Annotated in this window: 17 protein-coding genes and 1 riboswitch; of the genes, 10 read left to right on the top strand and 7 right to left on the bottom strand. The window is 62.7% G+C overall.

The features are described 5' to 3' along the window. Positions 1-17 precede the first annotated feature (17 nt). From JM946_RS02485 to JM946_RS02475, 3 genes are all read left to right on the top strand, one after another. Entirely contained in the window at positions 18-707 is a 690-nt protein-coding gene (locus tag JM946_RS02485) for an ABC transporter ATP-binding protein (RefSeq protein ID WP_203165551.1), read from the top strand. Further along, on the top strand, positions 704-3,259 hold the full coding sequence (locus JM946_RS02480) for an FtsX-like permease family protein (RefSeq protein ID WP_218042561.1): 2,556 nt from the start codon (positions 704-706) through the stop codon (positions 3,257-3,259). Before JM946_RS02485 ends, JM946_RS02480 begins: the two co-directional genes overlap by 4 nt. Before the next feature lie 107 nt (positions 3,260-3,366). Further along, positions 3,367-4,410, top strand: a complete 1,044-nt coding sequence (locus JM946_RS02475; RefSeq protein ID WP_203165549.1) for a lipocalin-like domain-containing protein — start codon at positions 3,367-3,369, stop codon at positions 4,408-4,410. Here JM946_RS02475 and JM946_RS02470 read toward each other — a convergent pair. Both JM946_RS02470 and JM946_RS02465 read right to left on the bottom strand, forming a co-directional pair. Further along, the gene (locus JM946_RS02470; RefSeq protein ID WP_203165548.1) at positions 4,407-5,048 is read right to left on the bottom strand and encodes a Vgb family protein; all 642 of its coding nucleotides are present in this window, start codon (positions 5,046-5,048) and stop codon (positions 4,407-4,409) included. The two genes, JM946_RS02475 and JM946_RS02470, sit on opposite strands and share 4 nt — an antisense overlap. Before the next feature lie 41 nt (positions 5,049-5,089). Continuing rightward, positions 5,090-6,310, bottom strand: a complete 1,221-nt coding sequence (locus JM946_RS02465; RefSeq protein ID WP_203165547.1) for a helix-turn-helix domain-containing protein — start codon at positions 6,308-6,310, stop codon at positions 5,090-5,092. Between the two features lie 91 nt (positions 6,311-6,401). On the opposite strand from JM946_RS02465, the gene JM946_RS02460 reads away from it, so the two are divergent. Both JM946_RS02460 and JM946_RS02455 read left to right on the top strand, forming a co-directional pair. After that, a complete protein-coding gene (locus tag JM946_RS02460; RefSeq protein WP_203165546.1) occupies positions 6,402-7,178 on the top strand; it encodes a DUF899 domain-containing protein in 777 nt (258 codons plus the stop codon). A gap of 32 nt (positions 7,179-7,210) precedes the next feature. Then, positions 7,211-8,002 (top strand): DUF2182 domain-containing protein, encoded by a 792-nt coding sequence (locus JM946_RS02455; RefSeq protein WP_203165545.1) that lies wholly within the window; start codon positions 7,211-7,213, stop codon positions 8,000-8,002. A 6-nt stretch (positions 8,003-8,008) separates the two neighbouring features. Here the strand turns inward: JM946_RS02455 and rraA are convergent, their stop codons facing one another. From rraA to JM946_RS02435, 4 genes are all read right to left on the bottom strand, one after another. Continuing rightward, positions 8,009-8,491 (bottom strand): ribonuclease E activity regulator RraA, encoded by a 483-nt coding sequence (gene rraA / locus JM946_RS02450; protein WP_322110883.1) that lies wholly within the window; start codon positions 8,489-8,491, stop codon positions 8,009-8,011. A 219-nt stretch (positions 8,492-8,710) separates the two neighbouring features. Beyond that, complete coding sequence (locus tag JM946_RS02445; protein ID WP_203165544.1) at positions 8,711-10,825, bottom strand: hypothetical protein; 2,115 nt, start codon at positions 10,823-10,825, stop codon at positions 8,711-8,713. A 177-nt stretch (positions 10,826-11,002) separates the two neighbouring features. After that, positions 11,003-11,089, bottom strand: a riboswitch (cyclic di-GMP riboswitch). Between the two features lie 168 nt (positions 11,090-11,257). Continuing rightward, complete coding sequence (locus tag JM946_RS02440; RefSeq protein WP_218042560.1) at positions 11,258-11,617, bottom strand: hypothetical protein; 360 nt, start codon at positions 11,615-11,617, stop codon at positions 11,258-11,260. A 222-nt stretch (positions 11,618-11,839) separates the two neighbouring features. Then, on the bottom strand, positions 11,840-12,340 hold the full coding sequence (locus JM946_RS02435) for a hypothetical protein (RefSeq protein ID WP_203165542.1): 501 nt from the start codon (positions 12,338-12,340) through the stop codon (positions 11,840-11,842). On the opposite strand from JM946_RS02435, the gene JM946_RS02430 reads away from it, so the two are divergent. The 5 genes from JM946_RS02430 to JM946_RS02410 all read left to right on the top strand — a co-directional run bounded on the left by JM946_RS02430 (position 12,320) and on the right by JM946_RS02410 (position 16,987). Beyond that, positions 12,320-12,709, top strand: a complete 390-nt coding sequence (locus JM946_RS02430; RefSeq protein WP_203165541.1) for a hypothetical protein — start codon at positions 12,320-12,322, stop codon at positions 12,707-12,709. The two genes, JM946_RS02435 and JM946_RS02430, sit on opposite strands and share 21 nt — an antisense overlap. Before the next feature lie 242 nt (positions 12,710-12,951). Then, positions 12,952-14,367 (top strand): circularly permuted type 2 ATP-grasp protein, encoded by a 1,416-nt coding sequence (locus JM946_RS02425; RefSeq protein WP_203165540.1) that lies wholly within the window; start codon positions 12,952-12,954, stop codon positions 14,365-14,367. 22 nt (positions 14,368-14,389) lie between these two features. Then, positions 14,390-15,337, top strand: coding sequence for an alpha-E domain-containing protein (locus JM946_RS02420; RefSeq protein ID WP_203165539.1), 948 nt, complete (start codon positions 14,390-14,392; stop codon positions 15,335-15,337). A 10-nt stretch (positions 15,338-15,347) separates the two neighbouring features. Continuing rightward, the gene (locus tag JM946_RS02415) at positions 15,348-16,154 is read left to right on the top strand and encodes a transglutaminase family protein (RefSeq protein ID WP_203165538.1); all 807 of its coding nucleotides are present in this window, start codon (positions 15,348-15,350) and stop codon (positions 16,152-16,154) included. Between the two features lie 98 nt (positions 16,155-16,252). Next, positions 16,253-16,987 carry a proteasome-type protease gene (locus JM946_RS02410; RefSeq protein WP_203165537.1) on the top strand — a complete coding sequence of 245 codons (735 nt, stop codon included), beginning with the start codon at positions 16,253-16,255 and terminating at the stop codon, positions 16,985-16,987. Between the two features lie 94 nt (positions 16,988-17,081). Here the strand turns inward: JM946_RS02410 and JM946_RS02405 are convergent, their stop codons facing one another. Beyond that, positions 17,082-17,942, bottom strand: coding sequence for a hypothetical protein (locus JM946_RS02405; protein WP_203165536.1), 861 nt, complete (start codon positions 17,940-17,942; stop codon positions 17,082-17,084). Positions 17,943-18,345 lie beyond the last annotated feature (403 nt).

The following is an 18,345-nucleotide window of genomic DNA, read 5'->3' as shown; positions in this document are numbered from 1 at the left end:
GAGGCGTCGCGCCCGCGATGTTACAGGTCGAGAACATCAGCAAGTCCTTCGGCGGACCGCCACCCAGACGGGTACTCGGTGGCGTTTCGTTGCAGCTCGCGGCGGGCGAGTACGTCGCCGTCATGGGCGAGTCCGGCACGGGCAAATCGACGCTGCTCAATCTGATTGCCGGACTCGACACTCCGGACACGGGGCGCATCTCGCTCGACGGTCGTGACATCAGCGCGCTTGACGACGATGCGCGCACGCGCTTGCGTCGGGCGCGCATGGGCTTCGTGTTTCAGGCGTTTCATTTGTTGCCGCATCTCAGTGTCGAGCGGAACGTCGCGTTGCCGCTGGCGCTGAACGGTCGGCAAGGTCGCGAAGCGGCGGATCGCGTGCGCGAATTGCTGGACGCCGTGGGCATGCTGGAGCGCGCCGATGCGTCTCCTTCACAACTGTCGGGTGGCGAGATGCAACGAGTCGCCGTCGCTCGTGCATTGGCGCATCGTCCGGCATTGGTTCTGGCCGACGAGCCTACTGGCAATCTCGACGCGGACTCCGCGGCTGAAGTGCTCGAACTGTTGGCTGCTCAGCTCAAGCGTGACAACGCGGCGGGTATCCTCGTCACGCATTCGGAACTCGCTGCGACCACTACAGATCGCATCCTGCAACTTTCCAGACACGGACTGGCGCCACGAGCTGCAGCCACTCACCCTCGGTCGTGATTCCCTCGCTGCTCATCGAAGCCGCGATCGTCGGCCCCATGCGGCGGTCACCCGGGCGCACCTTGCTCGCGGTGCTGGCTATCGCGCTCGGCGTGGCGCTGGGGCTTGCCATCTATTTGATCAACCGCTCGGCCGCGGACGAGATATCTCTCGCTGCGCGCAGTCTTTATGGATTGGCCGACCTGGCCGTGGAAGGCGGCAGCGAAGGCTTCGATGAGGATCTGTATCCAATGGTGGCGCGCGTGCCTGGCGTGTCCGTCGCGAGTCCCGTGGTCGAAGTCGAAGCGAAGCTGGTGGGCGAGCGCGGCGCGTTGACGTTGATCGGCCTGGACGGCTTTCGCTCGCAGCTGCTGCAGCCTGCGTTTGCCGCTGCCATTGTTAGCGGCGGCGCTGACGAGCGCGGAGCCGCAGACGATGAGTCTGAACAGGACACGACCGGCGCTTTCGACGCTCGCACGATTTTGCTCAGCGCCACCGCAGCCCGTGAGTTGCAGCTCGAGCGAGGCGAGTTCGTCGAGTTCCAGGTCGGCGTGCAACGCGAGCGACTGCGCGTGTCCGGCGTGTTGCCGCCGGCAGCCTTGCAGGAGTTTGGCGGCGTGGTCGACATCGCTACCGCGCAGTGGGTGTTCGGCAGGTTGGGCAAGCTGTCTCGCATCAACTTACGTCTTGCCACTGGCACGAGCCCGGAGCAGGTCAGGGCGGCGCTCACATCGATATTGCCCGCCTCGGTGAAAGTCACGACGCCAGGGGAAGCGAGCGATGACGCACTCCGCCTGTCGCGTGCCTACCGATCCAATCTCACGGCGCTCGCGTTGGTCGCGTTGTTCACAGGCGGCTTCTTCGTTTACTCAACGCAGTCACTCGCAGCGTTGCGCAGGCGTCGTGAGTTTGCGGTCATGCATGCCATCGGCGTGACCCGCTCACAGCAACTCTTGCTGATGCTCTCGGGCAGCGTGATCGTCGGTGTGCTTGGCGCCGCAATTGGGATCGTACTTGGAGTGATGATTGCGAACCTCGGATTGAGCGCATTGGGTGCGGATCTCGGCGCCGGCTACTTCCGAGGCCTCGCGCCTGGCTTGAATGTGCATATCGCGGAAATCGCGGTGTTCTCGTTGCTGGGCATCGGTGTGGCCGTGGCGGGCGCGCTGCGGCCCGCGCTCGATGCCGCTCGTGTGCCGACGGCGAGCGCGCTGAAAGCAGGCGACATCACCAGTGGCGAGATTCGTCCGCATGGCTGGACGGTCCTGACGTTGACCGTGCTGGCGGCCATCGCGGTGAGTCTGCCTCCCATCGCCGGGCTGCCGCTGCCGGGTTTCGTCGCGATTGCGTTGTTGCTCATCGCCTGTGTAATTGCAATGCCGTCGGTGGTTCGCTTCGTACTGCGCCATGCGCCGCGCTCGAGCCATATTCCATACGAGATCGCCATCGCGCAGATCTCCGGCACGGCGCGCTACGCGACCTTGAGTGTTTCTTCCATCATCGTCAGCTTCAGCTTGATGGTGTCGATGGCCATCATGGTCACGTCGTTCCGCGATTCGCTCGATCAGTGGACCCAGAAGGTGTTGCCTGCCGATCTATATGTGCGCGTGGGCTATGTGGGGCAATCGGCCTTCCTCGATGAAGGGCTGGCTGAGTCGATGTCGCGCGTGCCGGGGGTTGATCATGTCGCATACAGCCGTTTCGCTCGCGCGCAGCTGTCGGCCGACCGGCCGGCGCTCACTGTGATTGCGCGGACTTTGGATCGCGAGCGTCCCGACGAAGCGTTGTGGATGATGAGCACGGCCGCTACTGACGTGCCGGAGGGATCGCTGCCCGTCTGGATCAGCGAGGCGGCCGCGGATTTGTTTGCGATTTCGCCGGGCGACCAGATCGAGCTCACGCTGGGCGGCAAGACCGTCGCCGCGTCAGTGCGCGGCGTGTGGCGAGATTACGAGCATCAGAACGGCGCCGTCGTGATGGATCGGAACGACTATCTGGCGCTGACCGGCGATCGCGCGATCAACACCGTGTGGTTTTGGCTGGAGGAGTCGGCCGATATCGCCGCGATAGGAAATGCGATTCGCGACCTGTTGCCGCCAGGCACCGAGCACGATCTGCGCACGCCGCGTGAGATTCGCGCGTTGTCGCTGGCGGCGTTCGATCGAACGTTTGCGATTACGTACTTGCTGGAGTTGGTGGCGGTGACGATTGGATTGTTCGGTATTGCGGCCGGCATCAGCGCTCAGGTGCTGGCTCGCCGCAGTGAATTCGGCGCGCTGCGCCATCTGGGCTTTACGCGGCGACAGGTGGCGGGGATGCTGGCCATCGAGGGCTCGGTTCTCGGCACGTTGGGCGTGGTCGTTGGATTGCTCGCCGGCGCAGTCATCAGTTTGATCTTGATCTACGTGGTGAATCGGCAGTCGTTCCACTGGAGCATGGATTTGCATGCGCCGCTGGGTTTGCTCGCGGGGCTGAGTGCAGCGCTGATCGGTGCGGCCGCGCTCATTGCCGTTGTGAGCGGGCGCCAGGCCATGGGCGGAGAAGTCGTGCGCGCTGTCAGGGAGGATTGGTGATGCGTGCGGTCTGCCGCAGTCGCGCCTACTCATCGCCGGCTGATCTTGGTGTGCTCGGCCTCCGGAGAATCGCCCGGCTAGCCGCGCGATTCTGCACAGCATTCGCTGTGGCTACGCTGGTGATGTCAGGCTTGCGCGCCGAGGTGATTTTCCCCAAGGTCGTGCCTGGATATGAGATCCAGTTTCCTCGCGACGAAGGCAGTCACCCTCAGTTCAGAACGGAATGGTGGTACGTCACCGGCTGGCTCGAAGGCGCTGCTGGCGATCCGATCGGCTTTCAGCTGACGTTCTTTCGCACGCGCACCGGCATCGACGAGAACAATCCATCGCGCTTCGCGCTGCGCCAGGTGCTGTTCGCTCATCTCGCCGTCAGCGATCCGAAACGCGGCTCGCTGTTACATCACGAGAAATCCGCCCGTGCTGGCTTTGGGTTGGCGGAAGCGGCGGAGGGCTCGCTCGATGTTCATATCGACGACTGGCGGCTGCGCCGGGAGGGCGATATATACATTGCCGTCGCGAAGACCGGCGATCTGCAGATCGATCTGCAGTTGCAGCCGCAGGCGCCGCCCTTGTTACAAGGCGAGCGCGGCTTCAGTCAAAAAGGTCCCGACGTCGGCTCCGCCAGCTATTACTACAGCCTGCCTCAACTCGCGGTCACCGGCCGGGTCGCCATCGAAGGAGCGGACCAAACGGTGCGCGGCGTCGCCTGGTTCGATCATGAATGGTCCGGCGCCATCGTCGACGAACGCGCTCAGGGCTGGGACTGGATCGGCCTCAATCTGGACGACGGCGGCGCGCTGATGATGTTCCAAATGCGCGGCCCGCAGGATAGCGAGCTGTGGGCCGCCGCCAAACTGCGGCCGGCCGGAGCCGCTGAAGACATCTCATACAAACCCGAGGCGGTGGCATGGAAGCCGCTGCGTCACTGGCGCTCCTCACGCACCGGCGTTCGATATCCCGTCGAATGGCAGGTCACTGTCGGCGACCGCGTCTTTACGCTGCGTCCGCTGATGGACGATCAGGAAAACGACGCCAGCGGCAGCACCGGCACGATTTACTGGGAAGGCGCGGTGCGCGCCTTCGAGAACGGTAAACCGGTCGGCCGCGGCTATCTGGAAATGACCGGCTACGCACAGAAGATGCGCCTTTAGGCGCCGCGCTTCGGCCGGCGAATGGCGCGTACTTTCCCGCTGCGCCCACCGCCGCAGAAGAAGCGATCGGCGCCGTCGGACTCGAGCCCTGAAACAAACACGCCGGCGGGCATGTCGACCTGCTCCTTCACTTCCCCAGTCCGTGGATCGATACGACGCAGGTCGCTCTCTTCACCTTCCCAGGTGGCATGCCAGAGCTCGCCATCCACCCAGGTCACACCGGTGACGAAGCGATTGGATTCGATGGTGCGCAGGATCGCGCCCGTTTCCGGATCGATTTGATGAATCTTGCGTTCGCGATACTGGCCCACCCAGAGCGATCCCTCCGCCCAGGCCAGGCCCGAGTCGGCACCGCCACCGGGGGCGGGAATGGATGCGAGCACGCCGCCGGTATTCGGATCGATTTTTTGAATTCGATCCTCCACGATTTGAAACAAATGCCGACCGTCGAACGCCGTGCCGGCGTGCGCGGCGATGTCGAGCGAGCGCACCAATTTGCCGGTGTTAGGGTCGATGGCCGCGAGTTTGTCGCCGCAGGCAGCCCAGACCTGTTGCCCGTCGTAGGTGACCCCGCCGATGTTCTCGACGCCCTCGAGAGGGCCGTACTCATGCAGGATGGTGGCTGTGGATTTTTTCATGATCTTGCTCCGAAGCTATCGATGCGAGGTGTGGATTCATACTAGTCGCCGGGCAGCGGGGCAGGGAGTAACAAGGTGGTCGTGAATCCGGGCACGGGCGGCGTCATCCAGCGACGTGCTCGGCCGCGACCGAACGACTGCGCTTTGCCGGCCGCTGCCAGCGAATCCAGCGCCCGCTGCACGGTTCGCTGACTCGCGCCGAGTGCAAGCGCCAGAGCGGAACTCGACCACGATTCGCCGTCCGCCAGAAATGCGAGCACCGCGGCGTGCTCTTCGGCGACGGGCCGCGCGAGTACGACGACCTCGCGTGCTCGACGCGGCATCAGTGAGAAACCGTCCTTCGTTGCATTGACGCTTGCAACCGGGCGAAGCAGTTTGCGCAGGCGTCCCATCTCAACTCGTAATCGCGCTCGGTGCGTCTCGTCCGGATGCCTGGTCCTGAACGCTCGCGCGATGAGTGCATTCCTCGGCGCATCGCCGGGCCACGCCTCGGCGAGAGCACAAGCGAGTTCAAAGAGGATGGGACGCGTGGCGAGCGAAACATTCGTGCGTTCGTCTCGTACAACATAGCGGCATGCGTCGACGATCAGCGCCTTCGAGGACATCAGCGTTTCGACTTCGTGCAGCAGGAGCAGTCGTTCCTCGCCGCGTGCGATCAGACGCGCGGCGGGTGTATCCAATGTTCTATATGCGCTCTCAACTTCCGCAGTCAGCGCGTAGATGCCTGCGTGGTGCGCCGCTTGCCTGGCTCGAGCGAGCGCATTTCGAGCGTCCTTCGTGCGCAGGCGGCGCATGGCAATTCCTGCGACAACCAGTTCGTGCGCGGCTCGCAAAGCCGGTGGGATTTTTCCTGCATCGAATTCGTTGAGCGTGCGTTCTGCCTCGTCGATGCGCCCGATCAGCAACAGACGACGCGTCGCCAGGTAGCGCGCGTGCGCGGCGTTCGCATGATCGCCGTGCTCTTCCAGCGTTGCGCGAGCGGCATCGAGCGCTTTTTCCGGCCAGCCCAGATCGCGCATCGCGAAGGCGATTTCGGCTTCGGCGACCACGCATCTCGCTTTGGCGACCACTTCCTTGGGGCTGAACGCACGAGCCGCGCTTCGCACCAGCATCTTGGCTCGAACCAGATCGCCCAGCTGCGCCATGGCAATACCTCGCAATGCCAGGGCAGCAGCATCGTCGCGCAAGGCGACTCGCTTCAATGCGCCTAGCGGATCGCCCGCGGCGAGCGCACGCGCTGCGGCTGTGATCATCGAGTCCATCGGAATCCCGTCACACTTGTCACTCCCCGGCCCTGTCGACCCTGCCCTAATCTAACTCACGAACGAGGCGGAATTTGCAACGGAGACAGTGATGGCGACACATACGATCGCAACACGACAGGAATGGCTGGCCGCGCGGCTCGATCTGCTCGAGGCGGAGAAGCAGCATACCCGGCAGGCGGACGAACTGGCCAGGCGACGTCAGGCGCTGCCGTGGGTGCGGGTGGACAAGGAATACCGATTCGATACCGAGGAGGGCGTTGCGACGCTGGCCGATCTTTTTCAAGGCCGCTCGCAGCTGCTCGTCTATCACTTCATGTTCGGGCCGGATTACAAGGCGGGTTGCGTGTCCTGCTCGGCCGTCGCGGACGGCTTCGCGGGCAACGTGATTCACCTGGCGAACCACGACGTCACGCTCTCCGTGGTCTCTCGCGCACCGCTGGCGAAGCTGCAGGCGTACAAGCGCCGCATGGGATGGACCTTCCCGTGGGTCTCTTCGAACGGTGGCGACTTCAACTTCGATTTCAACGTTTCTTTCACTGAGAAGCAGCAGCGTGCAGGCACTATCGAATACAACTTCGAGCGGGACGGGCACGCGATGGATGCGGCCACTCAAGTACCGCCGCCGGTGTCTGACAACGCGGCCATGTGCGGCACCGATGTCGCCACTTACGCGCGCGATCGGCCGGGCTTGAGCGCGTTCGTGGTGGAGAAGGGTGTCATCTATCACACCTATTCCACCTATGCGCGTGGTCTCGACGGATTGTGGGGCATGTTTCAGTGGCTCGATCGCGCGCCCAAGGGTCGCAACGAGCAAAACGTCTGGTGGCGACGCCGTGACGAGTACGCCCAAGCCGGCGCGCGTTGAGCTTTAGACGATCGAGCGCAGGAGATCACGCGATGGCTACTGCACAGGTTTCGCAACGGGTTTTCTTCTGCGTCTCGGCATTGGCGTTCGTGGCGAGCGCCATTGTGACTTTCGTATGGTGCTCGTCCATGTCGACCATGGGTGGCATGCCCATGCCCGGCGGGTGGACCATGTCCATGGCATGGATGCGAATGCCGGGACAGACATGGACGGGCGCCGCCCTGTCGTTCGTGGCTATGTGGTCGGTGATGATGGTGGCGATGATGCTGCCATCATTGCTACCCATGCTGTTGCGTTACCGGCAGGCCGTGGCTGCAGTTGGCACCTCGCGGCTTGCTCGTCTGACTGCGATTGTTGCCGCGGGATATTTCTTTGTTTGGACGCTGATCGGTGTTGCGGCATTCCCGCTTGGCGTTTCGCTCGCAGCCGTCGAAATGCAGCAGCCCACGCTGGCTCGCGGCGTGCCCATTGCCGTGGGCATCGTCGTTGTGATCGCCGGCTTCCTTCAGTTCACGAGTTGGAAGGCGCATCACCTGGCCTGCTGCCGCGGCGCCAACGTTTGCTTGCCTGCCTCTTCAATCTCCGCTCTCGGCGCCTGGCGTCATGGCTTGCGGCTCGGCCTTCACTGCAGCTACTGCTGTGCGGGGCTTACTGCCATTCTGCTCGTGATTGGCGTGATGGACCTTCGCGCCATGACTGCGGTCGCTATTGCCATCACGCTCGAGCGCCTCGCGCCGGCCGGGCAGCGCGTCGCCCGAGCGCTCGGAGCTTTCATCGTCTGCGCTGGGATGTTTCTAATCGCTCGCGCAGTCGGGCTGGCGTGATGTGTGCTATCTGACGAGCTCCCGGCGAGCGACGATCACGCCATCTTCGTCGGCGTACAGCCAGTCGCCCGGGCGAAAGGTGATCCCGCCGAAGCGCACGGGGATGTCGCGTTGTCCTTCGCCACGCTTGTCGGTTTTCATCGGGTGAGTGCCGAGCGCTTTGACGCCGATCGGCATGTCGGCCATGGCGGCGGAGTCGCGAATGCAGCCGTACACCACGATGCCGCTCCAGCCATTGTCGACGGCTTTTTTCGCGAGCACATCGCCAACCACGGCGCGCCGCATCGAGCCGCCCGCGTCGATCACGAGCACACGGCCGTTGCCCGCTTCAGCCGTTAATTCCCGAACGAGGGAGTTGTCCTCAAAGCATTTGATGGTGGCGATCTGCCCACCGAACTGCCCGTACCCGCCGAAGTCGCCAAACATCGGCTCGCAGACGTCCAGTTCGTCGCTGAATTGGTCGCAAAGATCGGCAGTACGAATATCCACAGCGCGCCCCTAACGAAAGACGCCGCAGTTTGCCGCACCCAACAGCACCAAACCAGCGTGTATAACCACGCCTACCGCTGACCAGCGGCGACCCACCGCCATCGATATCGATGATTGTGCTCTTCTGGGGCCTCACCGCCACAGCGACGCGCGGCGGGTGCAGCGGTGCCGGGAAGGCATCTCCTCCGGCAGGCGCCGCGCACCACGAAAGTTACAAAGCTACTTCTTCTTGCCCAGAAGCCGAGACAGAAGCGAGTTGTTCTGAGGAAGCTTGCGAATGCCACTCTCCGACAGCTCGACCTCGCGGGCCTCCTCAAGCAGTTCCTCAGCCAGGCTCTTCTTGAGCGACTTGTGCTTGCCAGTAAGATCCGCGCGCTTGGTCGCAGGGCTAGCAGACTTAGCCGCAACACGCGTGTCGAGCGCCTTATGAACACCGGTGCCATTCAGTTTGAACGCCCCAGTCGCGTTCGCCTTGAACGCACCAGTGGCGCCCGGCTTGAACGTGCCGGTGGCCGAGTTCAGCGCACCGGTCGCATTCGGGCGGAATGCACCCGTTGCATTGGGCCGAAACGCACCCGTCGCCGAAGTATCGACTTCCATCGTGACCGTCGGCACCACCGGCGCGCGATTCGCTCGGGCGTTGCTCAACTCGACCACGTTGTTCTTCGGCTCCTCCGGCTCGGCTCGACGGGGCTGCGGCGCATCCTTGAAGCGCGCCTGCTCCGCGACGCTGATTCGCAGCACCGACGGCGAGGCGAAGAACGTCTTCAGATAACCCGCGACCGCCTCCGCCGACACCGCTTCCTTGAAGAAGCCCAAGCGCAGCGAATGCACGATCTTGCCGCTGCCCGCCGTGGCCACGGAGTAGAGGCTGTACGCCTCGAAGATGTCCAGGTGCGGCATGGTGTCGAGATTGACCGGCTGCTCGGAGGCCGCCAGCTGAATCGCAAACCATTTTTCCTGAGCGCCGTCGTTCAGCTCTTCCGTCGTCAGCGCGCGGATGGTCTGCGTGCTGTCGAGGTTGGGATGCTTGAGCGACGCCTCGCGCACCGGCGCAGGCGGAACCTGCTTCAAGGTCGGCGCAGCGGGCTTCGCCGCAATTGGAGCGGCCGGCTTGGCCGGCGCCTCGATCTTCTTGGCCACCGGAGCAGCAGGCTGCTTGGCGGCCGGCTTCGCAGGCGCGCCCTTCTTGGCCGCAGCCGCCGGCTGAGCAGGCGCATCGTCATAGAGGTCGAGCTCGAACGCTTCGACATCTTCGATCCGCACACCCTTGCCGACGTGATACGGCTCGTTCGACCCAGCTTTCGATTTCTGAGCGGCAGCCGGCGTGGGTTCAGGATCGGAGAACGTCAGAGCAGGCACACGCACGCTGGCAGCCGGATCGAGTTTCGGCGGCACAGCGACAGGCGCTGGCGGCGTCACAGGCTTGGCAGCGGCCTTCGCGACAGGAGCGGCAGCCTCAGGCGCAGCTGATTTACCGCTCTTGATCTTGCTGGCGTCGAGCGCGGCGAACTTGCCGCTCAACAGGCCGACCGCCAGAGGTTCTTTGGAGGAAGCCGGGGCGGGAGCCAGCGTGGGCGCCTCTTCATCCCAGCTCAATTCATCGAGGCCGACGGCCTCGGTCAGTGCCTTGATTTTCGGCAGGGACGCGGAGCTGGCCGCGGCCTTGGTTTCTTCATCGGGCTCCCACGTCATCTCGACGACTTCGTCGACAGGAGCCTTGGCCACAGCGGCTTTCGCAGGCTGCGCGGGCTTCGGCGCAGCGGGCGCCTTGGCAGCAGCAACAGGCTTCTCGGTAGGGGGCGCTTTCGCGGCAGGGGCAAGCTTGGCCGCGGCAGGTTGGGCAGGCTTCGCCGCAGCGGGAGCAGCGGCCTTCGGTGCGACAGGAGCGGCCTTGGGGACCGGAGCCGCAGCAGCAGGAGCGGCGGGCGCCGGCGGAGCCGTGTTGACGACAGCAACAGCGGGACGCGGCGCGGGGGCAGAGTTGGCGGGCAAGTAGCCACGAGCGAAGCGACGATCTTCATCGCTGAGGCTGGTGGTGAATGCGGTCGGATACTGTTGGCGAACCACAGTGAGAACGCGTTCAGCATGCGCTTCGTTGGTGAAGAAGCCGAGGCGCAGACGATGCCGCGTGCGCCCGTCCTCGACGCGCGCGACCTGATAAAGCTTGTAGTTTTCGAGACCGGGAATGTTTCTTCCGGTCGTCGACACCGGCGCGATCGACGCGCACAGGTTGATGACGAACAGCTGAGCGCCGCTGCCCGCGTTTTGGGCTACGAGCGGCGCATGTGAGCTGTCCGGCTCCACATAAACCTTGCTGGTGTTGTCGTCCACTGTCCTTCCCCAACCCGTTTCGCCGCTGGAACACCGCCCGCTTGCGGTGGACGCAACTCGAGCCCGATGGACACATTTCGACGGGGAAGGGAGCGCGCTTATGCGCATCGCGCTCGTGCACGGCGGTTTCGCTGTTTTCTTTTTTGGCGAAACCGTTGCCGCTGTCGCAGGCGGCCCCGTGGCAACCCCGCTGTCTTAGGAAATGAATCCGTTAGACCGGAAGCTTTGCGTCCTCGCCTTTCGGCGAGTTTGCCCAGGAATATCGACTAGGAACGGCTTGATCATCGGCACGACCAGGCCATAAGTCAAGGTGTCAGGTCGCTTTCAGCAGACAGTTGTATTGGCGACAGGTTGACAGGCTGCGGCGGGCTTGAGGTTATGTCTCATCTGGTCAATTTTCTGGCGGCGTTCAGATTCGTTTGGTGACCACGTTCACACCGCGATACGCGTCCAGGCTTCCTTGCTGGCCGAGGCTGGCTCGCCCGCCATGATGCGAGGCGCGAGCTGAGCGACGATGTGCACCTGAGCCGCATCGGACAAGCCGAGCGCGCGCAGAGCGCCTTCCAATCCTTCGATCAGCTGCCGTCGCTCGTTCTCGTTCGGACAGCTGTCGCGCGCCAGCGCGGCGAGCTCGTCGCCGACGCTCTCCAATGTTTCGGCGATCGAGGGCGCGAACTCGCTCAGGTCGCCACGCAGCCGCGCGGCGAATCGAAACGAGTTGTATGCGCACACGTACGCGCGATGTCTGAGCTTCAAATTCTTCAACATTCCCACCGCATCGGTCTCCCGCACGAGGTCACGGGAGAAAGTGTGAAGGGCGACACGCTTCAGGCGGTGTGCGCTGGATCGCAAAACGCCATCGCATTCCGCTGTTGCATTTACGCCGCGTTACGGATCAATGACGTACGCGCGAACTATTTTTTGCTGCGAAAAAATCACGCGCGCAGCGTTGACAAACAGCAACTAACGTGGTGATCGAGCGGCCGCTGCGGTGACTCGCAGGCAGCGCGCATCTCAAGCGCGGCCGACGTTGCGGTCGGTGGGCGAATGGAAATATTCGCTTTCTTCGGCGAACTGACGCATCAACTTGCGCAGTTCCTCGATGCGGCCCTGTGCGGTGCTGATGGGCTGGCACTCCTCGCATTCCGGGTCCGAGCAGGGCTGGCGCGAGTACAGCCAATACTGCACGGCGCCTGCCAGCAAACCGTCGGCGATGTCCCAGATATCGGCCTTGTCGTCCGTGTCGGCGATCCGGTTGCCCAGATCGACGGCTTTGCCGAAGGCTTCGCTGAAGGGATTGTCGGTTTCCTGCATGGCACTGATCGGGCGGGCGCCCGTTGCTCTCATTAAAGATGACCCCATTGTACCGGCCTTGACGGCGCGGACGAATAGCATCGCTGCCTTGAAGATGGCAGCGCCGGCTGGTCTACTGTCATAAGCCGACGCGATATCCGCAACCTGCTGCAAGCGGGCGAATTCATTAGAGGTTTCTACATGGCTGACGATCGCAATCAAGACCCGCAGATGGACCCGGAAGGGCTCTACCAGGAGGACAATTTCACCGACCGCCGCGTCGGCGCTATCCGTCGCCTGTCCCCGGTGCGCGCCGACGGCACGCCCGATCCCAGCCGCCCCGTGCTGTTTCTCGGCCAGGCCGAGATCATGACCAACATGGGCCCGGTGCCGATCAATTTCGAAATCGAGGGCAAGACCCTGGCTGACGCCGTCGTGGGCTTTTCCCCCGCCGCGCAGGCAGCGATCGAGCGCACTGTGCAGCAGATCCAGGAAATGCGCCGCCAGCAGGCGTCGCAACTGGTGGTGCCGCAGGGCCCGGTCCCAGGCATCACTGGCGGTCGCGGCGGCGGCAAGATCCAGATGCCGTAAACGCGGTGAGAACGATGATGGGGTGATCGCCCCATCATCGTGCGCGAGGGTCGCACTCCAGGCCTCGCGTTGGTGCGTGATCTCCGGACTTCCTCCGGCCCCGCTCGCGAATCACGCCAATTTCCGTGCTGTTGCCACTGGCACGTTTTTCGCTCCCTGCTCCGACATCGAGTTCGAGCCGCGGCAGCGTTGCCCAGGCTCGCCCGCCGGAATGAATCGGCCGGGTCACAACAGAGGTCTGGATGTCGGCGACTCCCTACGACGAAATGCATGCCGGCGACGGGCAGGTGCGTGAGCATTACAAGACCTTCGCCTCCTGGCTGAGCCGTATTCCCAGCGAGCGCGTCGCTCGCAAACGCGCCGAGGCCGACACGTTATTTCATCGCGTCGGCATCACCTTCGCCGTCTATGGCGAGGAGGCCGGCACCGAGCGGCTGATTCCCTTCGACATCGTTCCCCGCATCATTCCGGCCGGCGAATGGAAACATCTGGCGGCGGGCCTGAAGCAGCGCGTGCGCGCGCTCAACGCCTTCATCAACGATATCTATCACTCGCAGGAGATTCTGCAGGCGGGCCGCATTCCAGCCGAGCAGGTGCTTTGCAACGGTCAATATCGGCCGGAGATGCAGGGCATCGATGTGCCGGGCTCCATCTATGCGCACATCGCCGGCGTGGATGTGGTGCGTGCGGGCGCGGGTGAGTTCTACGTGCTGGAAGACAATCTGCGCGTGCCCTCCGGTGTGTCGTACATGCTCGAGGATCGTCGCATGATGATGCGATTGTTTCCTGAGCTGTTCGCGCTGCATTCGGTGGCGCCGGTCGAACACTATCCGGATTTGCTGCTGGAGAATCTGAGAAGCGTCGCACCTACGGGCGTGAACGATCCGACGGTGGTGCTGCTCACGCCCGGTGCTTACAACAGCGCGTATTTCGAACATGCGTTTCTGGCGCAGCAGATGGGCGTCGAGCTGGTCGAAGGGCAGGATCTGTTCGTCGACGACGAGTTCGTCTACATGCGCACGACTCAAGGGCCGCAGCGAGTCGATGTGATCTATCGTCGCATCGACGATGACTTCCTCGATCCCCTGGTGTTTCGGCCGGATTCCATGCTGGGCATCCCAGGCTTGCTTGCCGCGTATCGCGCTGGGCACGTGACTGTTGCCAATGCGATCGGCACGGGGGTGGCGGATGACAAGTCCATTTATCCCTATGTGCCGGAGATGGTTCGTTTCTATCTGGGCGAAGAGCCGCTGCTGTCGAACGTGCCGACCTATGTGTTGCGGCGGAAGCAAGATCTGGCGTACACGCTGGCTCACCTTGGTGAGCTGGTCGTCAAGGAGGTTCATGGAGCGGGCGGCTATGGAATGCTCATCGGCCCTGCCGCCAGTCGCGCGGAGCTGGATGCCTTCCGTCAACGCATCCTGCGCTCGCCGGAGAGATACATCGCGCAGCCTACTCTGGCGCTATCGGCCTGTCCCACTTTCGTCGAATCCGGCATCGCACCTCGGCACATCGACTTGCGACCCTTCGTGCTGTCCGGCCGGGAAGTGACATTGGTTCCCGGCGGCCTGACTCGCGTGGCGCTTCGCGAAGGATCGCTGGTGGTGAATTCCTCGCAGGGTGGCGGGACGAAGGATACGTGGGTGTTGGAGCGATGATGAGCGCGACGGGCGTACGAGCATGCTGAGCCGCACCGCCGACCATCTCTACTGGATGGCCCGCTACACCGAGCGCGCCGAAAACCTCGCTCGCATGCTCGACGTCAACTGTCGCATGTCGCTGCTCCCGCAGGGCGCGGAAGTCCTGGAGCAGGGTTGGATCGCCACCCTGACCATCATCGGTCTCATGGACGCTTTCCGGCAACGCTACGACTCCGTCACCTCATCCAACGTCATCGCCTTCATGGCCTTCGATCGCGACAACCCGCTCAGCATCTACAGCTGCCTTCGCGCCGCGCGAGAAAACGCACGCGCCGTGCGCGGTACGCTCACATCGGAGATTTGGGAAACATTGAACGCGACCTGGCTGGAAATGCGCGAGGCCAGCCAGCGGCCGTCCACCGATGCTGAAGTCGGCAATTTCTTCGAATGGGTGAAGTACCGCTCGCACGTCGCCCGTGGCGTGATTCAGGGCACGATGCTGTGCGATGAAGCTTGGCACTTCACATGGTTGGGAACATACCTGGAACGCGCGGACAGCACCGCCAGAATTCTCGATGTGAAGTATCACCTGCTGCTGCCCCACGGCGAGCAGGCTGGCGGCGCCGCCGACTATTACCAGTGGAGCGCGTTGTTGCATTCCGTATCGGCATTCGAAATCTACCGCCGTGTCTATCGCGATTTGATCACGCCCAGGCGCGTAGCCGAGCTCCTGGTCCTGCGCGACGACATGCCACGATCGCTGAGGCGATGTATGTCTCAGGTGTACGCGCATTTGCAGGCAGTCCGTAACTCGCAATCATCCGAAACCGAAAGGCGTGCAGGTGAGTTGCAGGCGTCGCTGCATTTCGGTCGCATCGAGAGCGTGTTCGAGATGGGGCTGCACGAGTATCTCGTGCGCTTCCTCGGCCAGGTGCGCGGCCTCGGCGATCGCGTGTCGCGTGACTTCCTGGTGTCGGCAACCGATTGACGAGAAACCCATGCAACTGCATATCCGACACGAAACGCTCTATCGCTACGGCGAACCAGTCAAGCGCAGTGTGCAGAGCCTGCGCCTCACTCCTCGCCGCGATCCCGTGCAGCGTGCGCTCAGTTGGAACATGTCCGTGCCGGGCCGTTGTCGTTCGCAGGTGGATGCTTACGGCAACATCGTGCATCTGTTGACCTTGGATGAGCCGCATCGCGAGATTCGCATCGTCGTCGACGGCGTGGTGGAGATTGCCGACACTGCGGCCGCGCCGCTGCCCGATGAAGGCAATATTTCACCTCTGGCCTTTCTGGCCGAGACGCCGTTGACGCGCCCGGATGAAGCCATCCTGTCTTTCGCTCGTTCACGCCTGCAGCCCGGAGGCGACATGCCCTCACGGCTGCTCGGTCTCGCAGAGGCCGTGTGTGAACAAGTGCGCTATGAAACAGGCGCAACCGATGTGCACGAATCGGCCTCACGAGCCTTCGCGCGCGGGGCGGGTGTTTGTCAGGATCATTCGCATGTCTACATCGCGTGCTGTCGCAGCGCTGGTATTCCTGCGCGCTACGTCAGCGGTTATTTTTACGTTGGCAAGGAGGGCGAGATCGCCAGCCACGCCTGGGTGGACGTTTGGACCGGTCGCGAGCAAGGCTGGATGTCCATCGACGTCACCCATCGCATGCCCACCGACGGCCGGCATTGCCGGCTCGCCGTCGGACGCGATTACCTGGATGCCTGCCCGGTTCGCGGCGTTCGGCGCGGCGGTGGCCCGGAAGAAATGCAGGTCGCGGTTCGTGTCGCGGCCTCGGCCCAGCAGTAGTCACAAGCCGCAATCTCTGGCCCACAGCCCGCCACATCGGCTATCGTTGCCAGCTATCTTCCCGAACGTTCGCTGATCTCTAGCCACTAGTCACTGCTATGACCTATTGCGTAGGCATGCTGCTCGATGCCGGCCTGGTGTTCCTGTCCGACTCGCGCACCAATGCGGGCGTCGATCAGATCAGCACCTTTCGCAAGGTGACGGTATTCGAGCGCCCGGGCGAGCGCGTGATGGTGCTGCTCACGGCAGGCAACCTGGCGATCTCGCAGTCGGTCGTGAATGTTTTGCACGAGCACGAGAACGAGCCGGGCGTAAGCATCTGGGGCGCCAAGAACATGTTCGAAGCTTCCCTCAGCGTCGGCGACGCGCTGCGAGAGGTTCATCGCCGCGACGCCGATGCGTTGAAGGAGCATCATATCGAATTCAACGCGTCGCTGATTTTCGGCGGCCAGATCGCGGGCGAGCCGCCGCGGCTGTTTTGTATCTATGCGGCCGGCAATTTCATCGAGGCCACCGCGGATACGCCGTACTTCCAGATTGGCGAGTCCAAGTACGGCAAGCCCATTCTCGATCGCGTCATCTCACGCAGCACGAGTCTCGCACAGGGTGCGAAGTGCGCGTTGATCTCCATGGATTCGACGATTCGGTCGAATCTGTCAGTGGGCGTGCCCCTGGATCTGCTATCGATCAAGACCGATGAGCTCAAGGTCCATAGCCACGTGAACATCGACGAGAATCACGCCTACTTCAGAATGATCCGCACCCGTTGGAGCGAAAGCCTGCGTCATGCGTTTCATGAGATTCCCGATCCGGAGTGGATGCGGCGCAGCTGACGCGGTTCCTGCTCAGTCATCTCGTGCGCTTTGTCAGCTCAGCAACGTGGTTGCGTAACTCGGGCGGGTCGGATGAGGCGTAAAGAGATCCAAGTCAGAATTTCTCGTCGAATGCCTGCTCGCCTTGCAAAGGCGTGAGTTCGAACTTGATTCCAAACTCGATACCTTGGGGATCCCTCAACCGAACTTCGAACGGCCGTCCATGTCGTTCCACGATCCGAGGCTGCGGATCCGTCTGGGAGTACCAGTGTATCCAGTTGGTAGCGGACTCGCTGAAATTCGAGGACAGGGGAGAGGCGCAGACTGCCGGCAGCACATCTTTTGCTAAAGCGGTCCAATACGCTTCGCTTATGCCGCCGGCGATCTCCAAATAAATACGGTCACCGTCTCGCCAACCATAACTGCTGTGCGACGACTGTGAGTGCCTGTCCAGTTGACTGAATGCTTCCCGATGCTTCTGCCTCAGCGCCTGATATCCCGCCACGTCGAAGCAATAAAGGTTGGCCGAGATCCGCCGTCTCAACAGAAGCTTGCCGTTCGGACTGAACACGACGAGTTGAGTGTCATTGAGATGTTTTATGTCAGAGAGGCCGATGACATATTTATCATCGGCCAAAATCTTCAGATGGGTCAGCGGTGGACTCGAGGTGCGGGCGATGAGCGCGCCCTGCGAGGAGTAGAACACCAGGTTGGAAGTCTCCTGGTCGATGCCAAAGGGCGTAGCAGCCGAGTATCGTAGGACCCATCCATCGTCCTTGACCGGTATCCGCGACCAATCATGATGATGCCGCACCGTGATCGTAGTCCCCTGCGCCGCGATGTCCCGCACTCCACCGTACGCCGCCCGATCCGCGACTGAAGTCTGGGCCACCGAGCCCAGTACGAGTCCGAGGTACACAAGCGAACGCATGAGACTAATCATCGGAGCGATCTCGGCAATATGATCTGCGCTCATGATGCCCAACGCTCACGTTGTGCCGCGAGCAATGGCCCTTCGCCTTTGCGAGTCGGAACCAACATGCTGTTAGAAGTGCTCATGCCGACCAGCAGTAGAGCGGACTGCCATAGACGCCATGTGCGCCCAAGCTGTTCCTGTCAGTTCCCCAGAAGCAGAGAAAGCGATCCTTCTCTGATTCATAGATCAGCCAATAGCCCTCGCGGAAAGCGACGCATTGCCCGGTCGGTACACTACCGACCGGAACATCCGGAAAGCCAGGCGCCATCACGGTAGCACTGAGCTGAAAGGGCTCGCACACATGGGAACGGATGTCAGATCGGAGTGCTGCAAGGTACTCCTCTGCGTTCTGCTCCGCTCCGATGTACACGCCGTTCGTATCACAAAGCGCTGACTCGAGCTT

It is taken from the genome of Steroidobacter gossypii, from assembly GCF_016801985.1.
Taxonomy (GTDB): Bacteria; Pseudomonadota; Gammaproteobacteria; order Steroidobacterales; family Steroidobacteraceae; genus Steroidobacter; species Steroidobacter gossypii.
Note: the sequence above shows the minus strand (reverse complement) of the source record. Positions and strands in the feature narration are given on the sequence as shown.

Excerpts from the sequence above, each read along its gene's own strand:
- JM946_RS02485 (WP_203165551.1), top strand. The coding sequence starts at position 18 with ATGTTACAGGTCGAGAACATCAGCAAGTCCTTCGGCGGACCGCCACCC.
- JM946_RS02470 (WP_203165548.1), bottom strand. The coding sequence starts at position 5,048 with ATGAAAAAATCCACAGCCACCATCCTGCATGAGTACGGCCCTCTCGAG.
- JM946_RS02465 (WP_203165547.1), bottom strand. The coding sequence starts at position 6,310 with ATGGACTCGATGATCACAGCCGCAGCGCGTGCGCTCGCCGCGGGCGAT.
- JM946_RS02460 (WP_203165546.1), top strand. The coding sequence starts at position 6,402 with ATGGCGACACATACGATCGCAACACGACAGGAATGGCTGGCCGCGCGG.
- JM946_RS02455 (WP_203165545.1), top strand. The coding sequence starts at position 7,211 with ATGGCTACTGCACAGGTTTCGCAACGGGTTTTCTTCTGCGTCTCGGCA.
- JM946_RS02430 (WP_203165541.1), top strand. The coding sequence starts at position 12,320 with ATGGCTGACGATCGCAATCAAGACCCGCAGATGGACCCGGAAGGGCTC.
- JM946_RS02425 (WP_203165540.1), top strand. The coding sequence starts at position 12,952 with ATGTCGGCGACTCCCTACGACGAAATGCATGCCGGCGACGGGCAGGTG.
- JM946_RS02420 (WP_203165539.1), top strand. The coding sequence starts at position 14,390 with ATGCTGAGCCGCACCGCCGACCATCTCTACTGGATGGCCCGCTACACC.
- JM946_RS02415 (WP_203165538.1), top strand. The coding sequence starts at position 15,348 with ATGCAACTGCATATCCGACACGAAACGCTCTATCGCTACGGCGAACCA.
- JM946_RS02410 (WP_203165537.1), top strand. The coding sequence starts at position 16,253 with ATGACCTATTGCGTAGGCATGCTGCTCGATGCCGGCCTGGTGTTCCTG.
- JM946_RS02405 (WP_203165536.1), bottom strand. The coding sequence starts at position 17,942 with ATGAGCGCAGATCATATTGCCGAGATCGCTCCGATGATTAGTCTCATG.